The sequence below is a fragment of the Pseudomonas sp. EA_65y_Pfl1_P113 genome (assembly GCF_963970525.1).
GTDB classification, from domain to species: Bacteria; Pseudomonadota; Gammaproteobacteria; order Pseudomonadales; family Pseudomonadaceae; genus Aquipseudomonas; species Aquipseudomonas tritici.
This window is the reverse complement of record NZ_CAXAQM010000004.1, coordinates 218,717-231,581: the sequence shown is the minus strand read 5'-3', so window position 1 is coordinate 231,581 and position 12,865 is coordinate 218,717. Positions and strand designations below refer to the sequence as shown.

At 60.7% G+C, this 12,865-nt stretch carries 14 protein-coding genes; 9 read left to right on the top strand and 5 right to left on the bottom strand.

Annotated features, from left to right (window positions below):
* Positions 1 to 164: 164 nt before the first annotated feature.
* The 3 genes from AACY52_RS06550 to AACY52_RS06540 form a co-directional block, all read right to left on the bottom strand.
* The gene (locus AACY52_RS06550) at positions 165 to 950 is read right to left on the bottom strand and encodes an OmpA family protein (protein ID WP_339418184.1); all 786 of its coding nucleotides are present in this window, start codon (positions 948 to 950) and stop codon (positions 165 to 167) included.
* A gap of 55 nt (positions 951 to 1,005) precedes the next feature.
* On the bottom strand, positions 1,006 to 1,431 hold the full coding sequence (locus AACY52_RS06545) for a DUF4398 domain-containing protein (protein ID WP_339418183.1): 426 nt from the start codon (positions 1,429 to 1,431) through the stop codon (positions 1,006 to 1,008).
* Positions 1,432 to 1,713: 282 nt separating this feature from the next.
* Positions 1,714 to 2,058, bottom strand: a complete 345-nt coding sequence (locus AACY52_RS06540; protein WP_339418182.1) for a pilin assembly protein — start codon at positions 2,056 to 2,058, stop codon at positions 1,714 to 1,716.
* 184 nt (positions 2,059 to 2,242) lie between these two features.
* On the opposite strand from AACY52_RS06540, the gene ppc reads away from it, so the two are divergent.
* The 7 genes from ppc to AACY52_RS06505 all read left to right on the top strand — a co-directional run bounded on the left by ppc (position 2,243) and on the right by AACY52_RS06505 (position 9,469).
* A complete protein-coding gene (gene ppc / locus AACY52_RS06535; RefSeq protein WP_339427103.1) occupies positions 2,243 to 4,870 on the top strand; it encodes a phosphoenolpyruvate carboxylase in 2,628 nt (875 codons plus the stop codon).
* 294 nt (positions 4,871 to 5,164) lie between these two features.
* Positions 5,165 to 5,812, top strand: a complete 648-nt coding sequence (adk, locus tag AACY52_RS06530; protein WP_049709696.1) for an adenylate kinase — start codon at positions 5,165 to 5,167, stop codon at positions 5,810 to 5,812.
* Between the two features lie 90 nt (positions 5,813 to 5,902).
* Positions 5,903 to 6,589, top strand: a complete 687-nt coding sequence (gene tsaB, locus AACY52_RS06525; RefSeq protein WP_339418180.1) for a tRNA (adenosine(37)-N6)-threonylcarbamoyltransferase complex dimerization subunit type 1 TsaB — start codon at positions 5,903 to 5,905, stop codon at positions 6,587 to 6,589.
* Between the two features lie 160 nt (positions 6,590 to 6,749).
* The gene (locus AACY52_RS06520) at positions 6,750 to 7,052 is read left to right on the top strand and encodes a hypothetical protein (RefSeq protein ID WP_339418179.1); all 303 of its coding nucleotides are present in this window, start codon (positions 6,750 to 6,752) and stop codon (positions 7,050 to 7,052) included.
* A complete protein-coding gene (locus AACY52_RS06515) occupies positions 7,052 to 7,912 on the top strand; it encodes a DUF72 domain-containing protein (RefSeq protein WP_339418178.1) in 861 nt (286 codons plus the stop codon). Before AACY52_RS06520 ends, AACY52_RS06515 begins: the two co-directional genes overlap by 1 nt.
* A gap of 27 nt (positions 7,913 to 7,939) precedes the next feature.
* Positions 7,940 to 8,767: an isocitrate lyase/phosphoenolpyruvate mutase family protein gene (locus AACY52_RS06510; protein WP_339437955.1), complete on the top strand. Its 828-nt coding sequence runs from the start codon at positions 7,940 to 7,942 to the stop codon at positions 8,765 to 8,767.
* A gap of 3 nt (positions 8,768 to 8,770) precedes the next feature.
* Positions 8,771 to 9,469, top strand: a complete 699-nt coding sequence (locus AACY52_RS06505) for an extensin family protein (RefSeq protein ID WP_339435876.1) — start codon at positions 8,771 to 8,773, stop codon at positions 9,467 to 9,469.
* Positions 9,470 to 9,472: 3 nt separating this feature from the next.
* On the opposite strand, the gene AACY52_RS06500 is transcribed toward AACY52_RS06505, so the two are convergent.
* Positions 9,473 to 10,093, bottom strand: coding sequence for an energy transducer TonB (locus AACY52_RS06500; protein WP_339418175.1), 621 nt, complete (start codon positions 10,091 to 10,093; stop codon positions 9,473 to 9,475).
* Between the two features lie 96 nt (positions 10,094 to 10,189).
* Between AACY52_RS06500 and AACY52_RS06495 the strand changes: the two genes are divergently transcribed.
* The gene (locus AACY52_RS06495; protein WP_339418174.1) at positions 10,190 to 10,972 is read left to right on the top strand and encodes a class I SAM-dependent methyltransferase; all 783 of its coding nucleotides are present in this window, start codon (positions 10,190 to 10,192) and stop codon (positions 10,970 to 10,972) included.
* A 44-nt stretch (positions 10,973 to 11,016) separates the two neighbouring features.
* On the opposite strand, the gene AACY52_RS06490 is transcribed toward AACY52_RS06495, so the two are convergent.
* On the bottom strand, positions 11,017 to 11,670 hold the full coding sequence (locus AACY52_RS06490) for a TetR/AcrR family transcriptional regulator (RefSeq protein WP_339418173.1): 654 nt from the start codon (positions 11,668 to 11,670) through the stop codon (positions 11,017 to 11,019).
* Positions 11,671 to 11,763: 93 nt separating this feature from the next.
* Here AACY52_RS06490 and AACY52_RS06485 point away from each other — a divergent pair, with 93 nt between their 5' ends.
* Positions 11,764 to 12,864, top strand: a complete 1,101-nt coding sequence (locus AACY52_RS06485; protein WP_339418172.1) for an efflux RND transporter periplasmic adaptor subunit — start codon at positions 11,764 to 11,766, stop codon at positions 12,862 to 12,864.
* The last annotated feature ends 1 nt before the right edge of the window (position 12,865 follow it).

Sequence of the window (12,865 nt, the reverse complement as noted above, 5' to 3'; positions counted from 1 at the left end):
AAGGGCGGGTGTTGGAGGGATGTTTCTGAACCACCGTCCAAGGCCTTCGAGACCCAGGACGGTGAAGATATCAAAGACCCGGTTTCCGGTGAATCGTAAGGCTGCTCCGCTTAAGTGAACAGCATTACACCGTGAAGTGGGTTTTCTTATGCGGCGCCAATCAATCAGTTAGCAACGGAAGACCGTGGCTTGACCGGCTGGTTGTCGTTGGAGATGGTCACTTCAACGCGGCGGTTCATGGCACGGCCCGACACGCTGGTGTTGTCGGCAACCGGGTATTCCTTGCCATAGCCCTGGGTCACGATGCGCGAGATGTCCACGCCTTGCTGAGCCAGTGCGCGTTGCACGGAGGCTGCACGGCGCTCCGACAGGCTCTGGTTGTACGAGTCGGAACCGGTGCTGTCGGTGTAGCCTTCGACGATCACCTTACGGTCCGGGTTGTCGCGCAGGAACTGAGCCAGCTTGGTGATGTTAACCAGGCCGCTGGATTTCAGATCAGATTTATTGGTGGCGAACAGCACGTCACCGAAGGTCACCAGGGTGCCGCGATCGGTCTGCTTGGCGTTCAAGCTGTCTTGCAGCTGCTTGATCTGCGCATCACGAGCCTCCAGCAAAGCGCGGGCGCGTTCGTCGCCGGCGTTTTTCAGCTTGGCTTCGGATTCGCGCAGCACGATGGTGTCTTTGGCCACTTCAACACGCTGGTTGGTCAGGTAGGCCAGTTGGTCGACTTTCTTCTGGTCTTCCTTGTCGCGGTAAGCCTTGTCAGCCTTGTCCAGCCATTCGCTGGCGTCCTTGGTTTCCAGCGCCGCGAGCTTGGTCGCTTGCGGGTTGGTTTGCAGGGACGAGAAGTTGGTCCGTGCATTTTCCAGGTTCGCGTTCGGCGGGGTGGAGCAAGCCGCCAGTGCAACGCTCATCGCCAGCAGGGCAGGGATCATCAATTGTTTACGCATAGTCGTGTCGTCCTTTCAATTCTTTATCGGGTGCGATTCGGTCACAGGAAGCGTCTTACTTCTGCTGGATAGCAGCCGGGCGCATGCCTTCCTTACGCAACTCATCAACAGCCTTCTGGGAATCCTTCAAAGCCTGTTCAGCCTTGGCAGCCTGGGACTTGCGCTCTGCAACGCGAGCGTCCCACTCGGCTTGTTCGGCCAGGCGACGGGCTTCCTCGTAATTTTTGTCGTGCATGGCAATCTCAGCTTGCTTGAGCTTGTCCTGGGCCGACTTCATTTCTACAGCTGCGTACTCGGTGCCACCGGCGCTGACAGCGCTGTTCACCGCAGACTGGGTGACCGCATATTGCTCGGTCGGAGGGTTGCCGGCGCAGCCAGCCAAAACGAAGCTTGTGCCGATTGCCAGCGCGGCCAACTTGAGCCCGCGCAGAGGGTTAAACGAGGTTTTGGCAGTGCTGGTCTTCATCGTCTTCAACTCCATTAGATAGCTCCTAATAACATCAAAATCCATCTCAGGTGGTCAGCGGCGGCGGGCTAGCGGTAAAGCTGCGGACGCCTATTCAAACGGCTGTTCCAAGTGATGGCTTACTCGGTGTGACCCGAGGCTTTTTTGAATAGTTCAGCGAAGATGGCGAATTGCCTAAAAAAATTTTTGACTGATTGGTCAGGTCCAAAAATTGGAACTTTCTGCTGCACGAACGGTATGCCGGGCTTGATAAAAGCCCGAAATAATTGGGTGAAAAGGAAGTTTTGAAGAGGGAGGTCAGCGTTGTGGGTCTTCGTCGCTGGCCGACTGGTCGTGCAGAAAACGCCGCGAAAGTGACAGGAAGCGAGGGGTAGCACCGACATCTTCGTAAAGGGGGTCGCCTTCTTCGTCGGTGGCAATCACATGCTCGCCCTTGACGTAGGGAAAGCTCTCTTCAAGCTCTTCCAGGGCCGCGCCGATCAACTCGCCAAGTAATTCTTCGGTCTGACGCTTGGGGTACATTTCGGCGATGGCCGCCAGCCTCGCGGCGGCCTCTACATCCAGATGAATCGCGTACTCGGTTTTGGTCAGGCGACCCTTGGCGTTCTCTTCCCAGTGCTGGGCCAATTCTCGGATTTTCATGGCAACCTCAATAAAGCGCGCGTTGGCAGGCGGTGATGAGCAACCAGTCGTCTGCGTAGGTAAACGCGACGACTCAACCTTGAGACTCGCTACAACTCACAAGGTTTAAAGTCTTGTCATAAATGGACGCTGGCGGCACTCTGACAGACCTGCGCGTCCCGGATTTCTGGCTGGAGATTGGCTGATGAGTGATATCGATGCACGCTTGCGTGAGGATGTTCACCTGCTGGGTGAGCTGTTGGGCAACACGATTCGAGAGCAGTACGGCGATGATTTCCTCGACAAGATCGAGCAGATCCGCAAAGGCGCTAAGGCTGATCGCCGCGGCGCTGGCGATGAACTGAGTACCCGCGTGAATCAGTTGCAGGAAAACGAACTGTTGCCGGTGGCCCGTGCGTTCAATCAATTCCTCAACCTCGCCAACATCGCTGAGCAATACCAACTGATTCACCGACGCGATGAGTCGCAAGCCGCGCCGTTTGAATCCCGCGTATTGCCGGAGTTGCTTGCCCGCCTGCAAAGTGAAGGGCATAGCAACGAATCCCTGGCCCGCCAGTTGGGGCGCCTGGAGATTGAACTGGTCCTCACCGCTCACCCTACTGAAGTGGCGCGCCGTACCCTGATCCAGAAATACGATGCCATTGCTGCCCAACTGGCCCTGCAGGATCACCGCGACCTCACTACCGCCGAGCGCGAGCAGATCCGCCAGCGCCTGCAACGGCTGATCGCTGAAGCCTGGCACACCGAAGAAATCCGCCGCACCCGGCCCACTCCGGTGGACGAGGCCAAGTGGGGCTTTGCGGTGATCGAGCATTCGCTGTGGCACGCCATCCCTAATTACCTGCGTAAGGCTGACCAGGCGTTGCACGCCGCCACCGGCCTGCGCCTGCCCCTGGAAGCGGCGCCAATCCGCTTTGCGTCCTGGATGGGCGGCGACCGTGACGGCAACCCGAATGTCACTGCGCCGGTCACCCGCGAAGTGTTGCTGTTGGCGCGCTGGATGGCGGCCGACTTGTACCTGCGTGATATCGATCACCTGGCCTCGGAGCTGTCGATGCAACAGGCCAGCCCGGCGTTGCAGGCCAAGGTCGGTGACAGCGTGGAGCCTTATCGCGCGTTGCTCAAGCAACTGCGCGAACGCCTGCGCGCCACGCGCCAATGGGCACACACGGCGTTGAGCAGCAGCACCCCGGCGCCGGCCGAGGTGTTGCAAAACAACCGTGACCTGCTGGAGCCGCTGGAATTGTGCTACCAGTCGCTGCACGAGTGCGGCATGGGCGTGATTGCCGATGGCCCATTGCTCGACTGCCTGCGTCGGGCCGTGACCTTTGGCTTATTCCTTGTACGCCTGGACGTGCGCCAGGACTCCAGTCGCCATTCGGCGGCGATGACCGAGATCACCGATTATCTGGGTCTGGGACGTTACGAAGACTGGGACGAAGACGCGCGCATCAGCTTCCTGATGAAGGAGTTGTCCAACCGTCGACCGCTATTGCCGAGTTATTTCAAGCCGTCGGCCGATACGGCCGAGGTGCTCAACACCTGCAAGGAAGTCGCCGCCGCACCGGCCGCCTCCCTGGGTTCGTATGTCATCTCCATGGCGGGCGCGGCGTCGGACGTGCTGGCAGTGCAACTGCTGCTTAAAGAGTCAGGCGTGCAACGGCCGATGCGCGTGGTGCCGCTGTTCGAAACCCTGACCGACCTGGATAACGCCGGTCCTGTGATCGAGCAACTGTTGCTGTTGCCGGGCTATCGCGCGCGTTTGCAGGGCCCGCAGGAAGTAATGATTGGCTACTCGGACTCAGCCAAGGATGCCGGCACCACCGCCGCTGCCTGGGCGCAGTACCGGGCACAGGAACGGCTGGTGGATATCTGCCGCGAACAACAAGTGGAATTGCTGTTGTTCCACGGTCGTGGCGGCACGGTCGGCCGTGGCGGCGGCCCGGCGCACGCGGCGATCCTGTCGCAGCCACCGGGTTCGGTGGCGGGGCGGTTCCGTACCACTGAGCAGGGCGAAATGATTCGCTTCAAATTCGGCCTGCCGGATATCGCCGAACAGAACCTGAATCTGTACCTGGCGGCGGTACTCGAAGCCACGCTGTTGCCACCGCCGCCGCCTGAACCGGCCTGGCGCCATTTGATGGATGAATTGGCGGCAGACGGTGTCAGCGCTTACCGCGCCGTCGTGCGGGAAAATCCGCAGTTCGTTGAGTATTTCCGCCAGTCCACGCCGGAACAGGAACTGGGCCGTTTGCCATTGGGCAGTCGCCCGGCCAAGCGCCGTGCGGGCGGGATTGAAAGCCTGCGCGCGATCCCATGGATCTTCGGTTGGACCCAGACCCGCCTGATGCTGCCGGCCTGGCTTGGTTGGGAAGCGGCGCTGAGCAAGGCGCTGGAGCGCGGCGAAGGCGAACTGCTGGGGCAGATGCGTGAGCAATGGCCGTTCTTCCGTACGCGCATCGACATGCTGGAAATGGTGCTGGCCAAGGCCGATGCCGATATCGCCCGTCTGTATGACGAGCGGCTGGTGCAGCCAGACCTGCTGCCATTGGGTGTGCACCTGCGCGACCTATTGTCGCAGGCGTGCGGCGTGGTGCTTGGCCTGACCGGTCAGTCGCAACTGCTTGCCCATAGCCCAGACACCCTAGAGTTCATCCGCCTGCGCAACACCTACCTCGACCCCTTGCACTTGCTGCAAGCCGAGCTGCTGGCACGCTCGCGCCAGCAGGAAGCGGCGCAAGACAGCCCTCTGGAACAGGCGCTGCTGGTGTCTGTGGCCGGTATTGCCGCTGGTTTGCGTAACACCGGCTAAGGTTTTTTGCGTGTTCTCAATGGCTTGCAGATAAACCACGTCGGCCGTCCTGAAAAGGGCGGCTGGCGTTTATGCGGCTGGGTTGCACTCAGGCACACCCCTACCTATGACGTAAGCCGGGCACGGTTCCTGCGACTTTCGGCGGCTTGTGTGGTTAGGGCCTGCTGTGTATCTTGATCAGCCTTTGGCCGTTTTGGACGGCTGGGCTCATACAGTTACAAACCCTATTTTACGAGATTGGCCCCACGCGGCGAATCCGAGCGTCATCTCTATAAAAAATTGAGGAGCACATCAATGCGCGTCATTCTGCTGGGAGCTCCGGGGGCCGGTAAAGGTACTCAGGCAAAGTTCATCACTGAAAAATTCGGTATTCCACAAATCTCCACCGGCGACATGCTGCGTGCGGCCGTCAAGGCCGGCACCGAGCTGGGCCTGATCGCCAAGAGCGTGATGGACAGCGGTGGCCTGGTTTCTGATGACCTGATCATCAACCTGGTCAAGGAGCGCATCAGCCAGGAAGACTGCAAGAACGGTTTCCTGTTCGACGGCTTCCCGCGCACCATTCCCCAGGCCGAAGCCCTGGTGAAGGCCGGCGTCGAGCTGGATGCCGTCGTCGAAATCGCGGTTGAAGACGAGGAAATCGTCCAGCGCATTGCTGGTCGTCGCGTTCACGAAGCTTCTGGCCGCGTGTACCACACCGTCTACAACCCGCCAAAGGTTGAAGGCAAGGACGATGTGACGGGTGAAGACCTGGTGCAGCGTAAAGACGACACCGAAGAAACCGTGCGTCATCGCCTGTCGGTCTACCACTCCCAGACCAAGCCGCTGGTGGATTTTTACCAGAAGCTGTCCGCCGCTAACGGCAAGCCGAAGTACAGCCACATTCCTGGCGTCGGCTCGGTTGAAGCGATCACTGCCAAAGTGCTGCAAGCACTGAGCTGATCCCTCGACTGGCTTCACGGATAACGGCCCGCTTGCGGGCCGTTGTTGTTTATACTGGCGCACTTTTTTTCGACTTGGACACCCACAACGATGAGCACCCTGCTGGCCCTGGACACCGCGACTGAAGCTTGCTCCGTTGCCTTGCTGCACGATGGCAAGGTAACGAGCCACTACGAGGTGATCCCGCGCCTGCATGCGCAGAAGCTGCTGCCAATGATCAAGCAACTGCTTGAAGACGCAGGCACGACGTTGGCTGCGGTCGATGCCATCGCCTTCGGCCGTGGCCCGGGCGCGTTTACCGGTGTGCGCATCGCCATCGGCGTGGTGCAGGGGCTGGCGTTCGCGTTGGAGCGCCCAGTGTTGCCGGTGTCCAACCTGGCGGTACTGGCCCAGCGTGCCTTGCGTGAACACGGCGCGCAGCAGGTGGCGGCCGCTATCGATGCGCGGATGGATGAAGTGTATTGGGGTTGCTATCGCGCAACGGCGGGCGAGATGCGCCTGGTGGGCGTGGAAGCGGTGCAGCCGCCGGAGTCGTCTGCGTTGCCGTTGGATGCCAGCGGTGATTGGTTCGGCGCCGGCACCGGCTGGGTTTATGGCGAACGTATTGGCGTGTCGTTGGCTGGCCAGGACGCTGCGATGTTGCCGCATGCCGAAGACTTATTGACCCTAGCGCGCTTCGCGTTCGAACGCGGTGAAGCGATTCTGGCGGACCAAGCTGCTCCGGTTTATCTGCGCGATAAGGTTGCGCAGACTAAAGCTGAGCGCGGGATTATTTGACGCCAAAAATGCTGGCACTTTGGGGCTAAATTCACCAATCGTCAGAATTTGCCCCCGCTTTTAAACCTTTTTCAAATTATGTGTTCTAGTTATCACCAGAGCATTTGCGCGTTATGGATTACGCCACTAAAATGCCATCACCGATATCGAGTTCGCATACATGCGTATAGATGGATTTTCCTCACCGTCCTACCCCATCAAGCGTAAGCCACGCAAGGCAAACGTTACGGTAGACGAGTCCGTCGAAGATTCGCCGGACTTCATCGAAGTCCAGTCCGAAGCACAGCAAAATGCCCAGGGTTGCGCAGGCGCTCGTATCAGCGGTCTTCCAGCCCGTCAGCAAGACATGGTCTTCCCGCGCTCCATGAGTAAAAGCGTCGCCACCGCCCTGGCCAGCTACATGACCACCGCCGGTTTTGTCGAATGGGATATGGAAGTGCTGGGCCTCGACATCCACATCTGATGCGTCTGCCTTACTACCTCGGTTGCCCGTCCTGGAGCGAAAACGCTTGGCGCGAGTACCTGTACCCCGCCGATGCCCGTTCCAGCGACTACCTTGCACTCTATTCCCAGGTCTTCAACGCCGTTGAAGGCAACACCACCTTTTATGCCCGCCCTTCAGCTGCCACGGTGCAACGCTGGGCTGAAATCATGCCTGACGATTTCCGCTTCACGGCCAAATTTCCCGGTGATATCAGCCACAGCGGCAACCTGATCGAACAACTGCCGGCGGCAGAAAGCTTTGTTGGCTTGATGAGCCCGCTGGGTGAGCGGGTATCGCCGTTTTGGTTGCAGCTGCCCGCGACGTTCACGCCGCAGCGGCTCGGTGAGTTGGCAGGTTTCATTGATGGGCTCGAGCGTCCGATGGCTGTCGAAGTGCGGCATCTTGAGTTTTTCGCCAAGGGCGAGGCCGAGCGAACGCTCAACCGTTTGTTGCGTGATCGCGGGGTCGAGCGGGTCTGCCTTGACCCGCGGGCCTTGTTCAGTTGCACGTCCACCTCGGCGGCCGTACTGCACGCGCAATCCAAAAAGCCCAAGGTGCCGCCGCGTCCGGCGGCGCTGACGCTGTTTCCCCAAGTGCGTTTTATCGGCCATCCCGAATTGGAAGCCAATGACCCGTTCCTGGTCCCATGGGTGGAGAAAGTCGCCGGTTGGATTGAAGAAGGCCGCACGCCCTACGTGTTCCTGCACACCTCGGACAACCGCCTCGCCGCGCAATTGGCGCTGCGTTTTCACGACCAGTTGATGGTGCGTCTGCCTGGCCTGCCAGCGCTGGCAACCTTGGATAGAGCTCCCGCAGCGGAGCAACTGGGGTTACTCTAGGGCACCTTTTTCCGCCTGGAGCCAGACATGGATGCCCCAACCCTTCGCGCCGAAACCTTCAAGGCCTTGCATGAGCGAGACCGTGCGTTTGTGATGCCCAACCCGTGGGATGCTGGTTCCGCTGTGATGCTCGCCAGCCTGGGGTTTGAAGCGCTGGCCACCACCAGTGCGGGGTATGCGTTCAGCCTGGGGCGCCCGGATGCGGAAGGGGCGCTGTCCCTGGATGACACCTTGATCAACGCCAGTATGATCGTCAAGGCCACAGTGTTGCCGGTAGCGGCAGATCTGGAAAACGGCTTCAGTGACACCCCTGAAGGCTGCGCCCAGACGATCCTGCGTGCCGCCGCCACGGGTATCGTGGGCGGTTCCATCGAAGATGCCACCGGTATTGCCGCTGACCCGATCTATCCCTTCGACCTCTCCGTCGAGCGCGTGGAAGCTGCCGTTGCCGCCGCGCGCAGCCTGCCATTCCCCTTCACCCTGACTGCCCGCGCGGAAAACCTCCTGCATGGTCGTCTGGATTTGCCTGACACCATCCGGCGCCTGCAAGCCTACGCCGAAGCCGGTGCCGACGTGCTGTATGCACCGGCCCTGCGCACTGCCGAGGAAGTGCTGGCGGTGGTCAAAGCGGTGGCGCCCAAACCGGTGAATGTGTTGATGTCCGGCGGCTTGAACCTCAGTGTGGCGCAATTGAGCGAGATGGGCGTGCGGCGTATCAGCGTCGGCTCGGCGCTGGCGTTGGCCGCCTATGGTGAGTTCTACCGCGCGGCCCAGGAAGTCTATGAGCTGGGCACGTTCACCTTCACCGACCGCAAAATGCCGTTCAGTCAGGCCAACCAGTTCTTTAAGGACTAAGCGGTGAGTTTCTTCAAAATCATCGGCGTACTGCTGGTTCTGGGCGGGGTGTTTGCCGTTGGTATCTGGCGGGGCTGGGTGCCGTTGCCGGCTGATTGGAACCCTTGGGCGCCGTTGGATGTGCGCGCCAGCCCCAACTTTTTGACCCGTTATAAATTGGGACGTCTGCAGGATGATCCAGCGCTGTGCGACAACGTGCTGGAAACTTCCGGCCTGCGCGTCAGCCATCAGGCCGATACCCCCGTCGACGTCGCCTGCCCTTTACGCAATACCTTGCGTGTACAGGGCGCTGCGGTTGGGCTCAGCAGTAGCTTTCTCGCCAGTTGCCCACTGGCGGTGGCGTTCGCGTTGTTCGAGCGGCACAGTTTGCAGCCGGCGGCCCAGGCGGTGTTTGGCCAGGCGGTGACGCGGGTCGATCACCTGGGCAGCTTTGCCTGCCGCAACATGTATAACCGTTCTGTAGGGCGACTCAGCGAGCATGCCTCCGCCAATGCGTTGGATATTGCCGGCTTTCGCCTGGCGGATGGGCGCCGCATCAGTGTGCTTAAAGGTTGGCCGGGGGAGGGCGCTGATGCGCGGTTCCTGCGTCGGGTGCGCGATAGCGCCTGCGATGATTTCAATGTGGTGTTGAGCCCGGACTACAACGCTGCGCACCGCAACCATTTCCATCTGGACATGGGGCGTTGGTGGGTGTGCCGCTAAGGTTTAAGCGGCCAGGCGCAGGTTGTTGGCGATCAACGGGCGTGCCCAGTAGTAATCGAAGTCCAGGGCCTTTTGTTGCGCGACCAGTTCTTCGGTAGGGTACGGGGTGGCGGCCGGTGGCAGCAGGTCCAGCTCGAATTCGGCAATGGGCAGGTGCAGTGGGCGTGGTGCCGGCACCGGGCCTGGCTCCGGCAGCGGCTGGCCGGCTGTCAGCACGATCGGGCGCACCCAGCCACTTTCGAAATTCTGCTGGCGTTGCTGGGCGACGATTTCCTCTTCCGGGAATGGCTCGGCGGCGGGTGGCAGCAGTTCGGTTTCGAACTCCGCGATCGGCAGGAACAGCGGCTCTGGAGGGGCGATCTCGGTGTCCTTCACGTCACACTCACGCTGGGTGAGGATCTGCGACAACAGGTCGGCGCCGGCGTTGGGTTCTACCGCTGGGTCCGCAGGTGCAGGCGCCTGGACCGCCAGCGCGCCAGGCGTATCGCCGAGCTGTTCGGCCAATGCCCGGGCGAAGAAGTCCTGCCACACATGACTCACCCCGGCCAGCGCTTGAGTATTACGCAGGCCGTAGTGGTTATGGGTCGGCAGTACACCGATGGTTAGGGGAAGAATGTCTGACATTTTTCTCGGTCGACGCTCAGCTCTGGCAAAATACCTGACTGTTGTTTTTATCGGCCGGTTTTGGCCGATCCTTAATATTTTTGAGCGTAGCGATTGATGAGCGAACAACCAGCGGCCAGCCGCATCAGTGTCGAGGCCTTGGGCGAAGGTTTCAAGGACCGTGCCGAGCAGTGGGCTTCACTGCTGGGTTTGCCGTTACACCTGGCGGATGCGGACTTTTCCCTGCAGTTCGGGGAGCATGGCCTACAGCTACAACAGCTTGGGCCTGACGCGCCAGGGCCGGTGCGGGTGGACTTTGTCGAGGGCGGCGCCGCGCATCGACGCCTGTACGGCGGTGGCAGCGGGCAGATGATTGCCAAGGCCGTGGGTGTCGCCCAAGGCGTGCGCCCACGGGTGCTGGACGCCACGGCGGGCCTGGGTAAGGACGCCTTCGTGCTTGCCAGTCTGGGCTGCGAAATGAGCCTGATCGAGCGCCAGCCGCTGATCGGCGCCCTGCTCGAAGATGGCCTGGCGCGCGGCGCGGATGATTGTGAGGTGGCGCCGATCGTGGCGCGCATGAAGTTGCTCAAGGGCAACTCCATTGACGTAATGTGCAACTGGGAAGGCGAGCCGCCGCAGGTGATCTACCTCGATCCGATGTTCCCGCACCGTGAGAAGACGGCATTGGTGAAGAAGGAAATGCGCCTGTTCCGCCCGCTGGTGGGCGATGATCCGGACGCACCGGCGCTGCTGGCCGCCGCCCTGGCCCTGGCCAGCCACCGCGTGGTGGTCAAGCGTCCGCGCAAGGCGCCGTGCATTGAAGGGCCCAAGCCGAGCCACGCGCTGGAGGGTAAGTCCAGCCGGTATGATATTTATGCTAAAAAAGCGCTCAAGCTCTAAGCTGCAAGCTGCAAGTAAACGCGCTGTACGCTTGCCGCTTGTAGCTAACCCCTTGCAACTGCTCCTCTCCCATAAGCCCGCATAAACAACCCCACCACTTCCTGCACATGCGCTTCGGCGGCTTCTTCGCTCAGTTGTCCGCCGCAGCCATACAGCAGGCAAAAATTCGCCGTGCCCTTGAGCAGGCAAAAAAAGTGCTCGGCTGCCGTGAAGGGTTTATCGATGCTCAGGGCGCCGCCCTGGTCGATCTTGCCGAGCAGACGCTCCATGCCTTGCAGCATGCGCATGGGGCCGGCCTCGAAGAAGATCTGCGAGAGTTTCACGTCCTGGCTGCCGGTGGTCATCATCAGGCGATGCAGGTTTATCGACTCTTCGCTGTTGATCAGGCGATGGAACCCCCGCGCGATGTTCAACAACACAGTCTCCACGGGCACGCCTTCGGGCAGCTCGAAGTACATCACCGGCAGCTGTTCCTCGCACTTGGCCACCACGGCGGCGGTGAACAGGGTTTCTTTGTCATTGAAGTGGCTGTAGACGGTCAGTTTTGAGACGCCCGCCTCAAGGGCCACGGCGTCCATGCTGGTACTGGCGTAACCATTGCTCAAAAACAGGAATTTCGCTGCTTCGAGGATAGCCTGGCGTTTTGCCATGTCCTTGGGGCGCCCGGGGCTATTGGTGTTTACAGGATTGTCGGACATTTTCACCTTTAATACTGGACTGGCGAGTTTGGTATTAATAACATACCGGCCAGTATAATTATTCTTAGCTTCATTTGCGAAAGGTCCTACAGCATGCGCAGCACTTTCCTGCCCTTTGCGTTGCCTGTCAGTCTGGTCGTCCTGTTGACCGCTTGCGGCCATGAGGAAGCGACCCAGGCCACCATCCGCCCGGCCATGGTGGTGCAGCCACTGCCGTCGTCGCAGTCGATGGGCAGTTACCCCGGCGAAGTGCGTGCGCGCTATGAGCCAGACCTGGCATTCCGCATCGGCGGCAAAATCAGCAAGCGGCTGGTGGAGGAGGGCGAGCGAGTCAAGGCCAACCAACCGCTGGCAGAGCTCGACCCACAGGACGTGCGCCTGCAACTGGAAGCCACCCGTGCCCAAGTCGCCGCCGCCGAGGCCAACCTGAGCCTGGTGCGTGCCGAGCGTGATCGCTACAAGACCTTGATGGACCGTCAGATGGTCAGCCGATCTCAGTATGACAATGCCGAAAATCTCTACCGGGCCGGTGTTGCCCGCCTCAAGCAGATCAAGGCTGAGTTCGACGTGGCCAGCAACCAGGCCGGCTATGCCGTGCTGCGTGCGCCACAAGACGGTGTGGTCGCCAAGCGCGCAGTGGAAGTTGGCCAAGTGGTGTCCGCCGGCCAGACCGTGTTCACCCTCGCCACCGATGGTGAGCGCGAAGTGCTGATCAGCCTGCCGGAGCAGGGTTTTGCCCGTTTCAAGCTCGGTCAGCCGGTGTCGGTGGAGCTGTGGAGCCAGCCCGATCAACGCTTCACCGGGCGTATTCGTGAGCTGTCACCGGCGGCCGATCCGAAGTCGCGTACGTTCGCGGCCCGCGTGGCGTTCACTGGTGGCAAGATACCGGCCGAGCTGGGCCAAAGCGCCCGCGTTTTCATACAGGCTGACGGTGTGATTCCGTTGTCGGTGCCGCTGTCTGCCCTCAGTGCGCAGAACGGTGAGTCCTACGTCTGGCGTGTGCAGCCCGACAACACGCTCAAGCGCACACCGGTGCGCATCGGCGCCTTTGGTGAAAAAATCGTCCCGATACTGGAAGGCCTGACCCCGACCGATTGGGTGATCGCCGCCGGTGTCCATGTGCTCCACGAGGGCCAGCAAGTGCGCCCGGTGGATCGTGCCAACCGTGTGGTGAATCTGGCGGCCAAGGAGTAGT

Excerpts from the sequence above, each read along its gene's own strand:
- AACY52_RS06490 (WP_339418173.1), bottom strand. The coding sequence starts at position 11,670 with ATGTCCGACAATCCTGTAAACACCAATAGCCCCGGGCGCCCCAAGGAC.
- AACY52_RS06510 (WP_339437955.1), top strand. The coding sequence starts at position 7,940 with ATGGATGCCCCAACCCTTCGCGCCGAAACCTTCAAGGCCTTGCATGAG.
- tsaB (WP_339418180.1), top strand. The coding sequence starts at position 5,903 with ATGAGCACCCTGCTGGCCCTGGACACCGCGACTGAAGCTTGCTCCGTT.
- adk (WP_049709696.1), top strand. The coding sequence starts at position 5,165 with ATGCGCGTCATTCTGCTGGGAGCTCCGGGGGCCGGTAAAGGTACTCAG.
- AACY52_RS06485 (WP_339418172.1), top strand. The coding sequence starts at position 11,764 with ATGCGCAGCACTTTCCTGCCCTTTGCGTTGCCTGTCAGTCTGGTCGTC.
- AACY52_RS06520 (WP_339418179.1), top strand. The coding sequence starts at position 6,750 with ATGCGTATAGATGGATTTTCCTCACCGTCCTACCCCATCAAGCGTAAG.
- AACY52_RS06540 (WP_339418182.1), bottom strand. The coding sequence starts at position 2,058 with ATGAAAATCCGAGAATTGGCCCAGCACTGGGAAGAGAACGCCAAGGGT.
- AACY52_RS06550 (WP_339418184.1), bottom strand. The coding sequence starts at position 950 with ATGCGTAAACAATTGATGATCCCTGCCCTGCTGGCGATGAGCGTTGCA.
- ppc (WP_339427103.1), top strand. The coding sequence starts at position 2,243 with ATGAGTGATATCGATGCACGCTTGCGTGAGGATGTTCACCTGCTGGGT.
- AACY52_RS06545 (WP_339418183.1), bottom strand. The coding sequence starts at position 1,431 with ATGGAGTTGAAGACGATGAAGACCAGCACTGCCAAAACCTCGTTTAAC.
- AACY52_RS06515 (WP_339418178.1), top strand. The coding sequence starts at position 7,052 with ATGCGTCTGCCTTACTACCTCGGTTGCCCGTCCTGGAGCGAAAACGCT.
- AACY52_RS06495 (WP_339418174.1), top strand. The coding sequence starts at position 10,190 with ATGAGCGAACAACCAGCGGCCAGCCGCATCAGTGTCGAGGCCTTGGGC.
- AACY52_RS06500 (WP_339418175.1), bottom strand. The coding sequence starts at position 10,093 with ATGTCAGACATTCTTCCCCTAACCATCGGTGTACTGCCGACCCATAAC.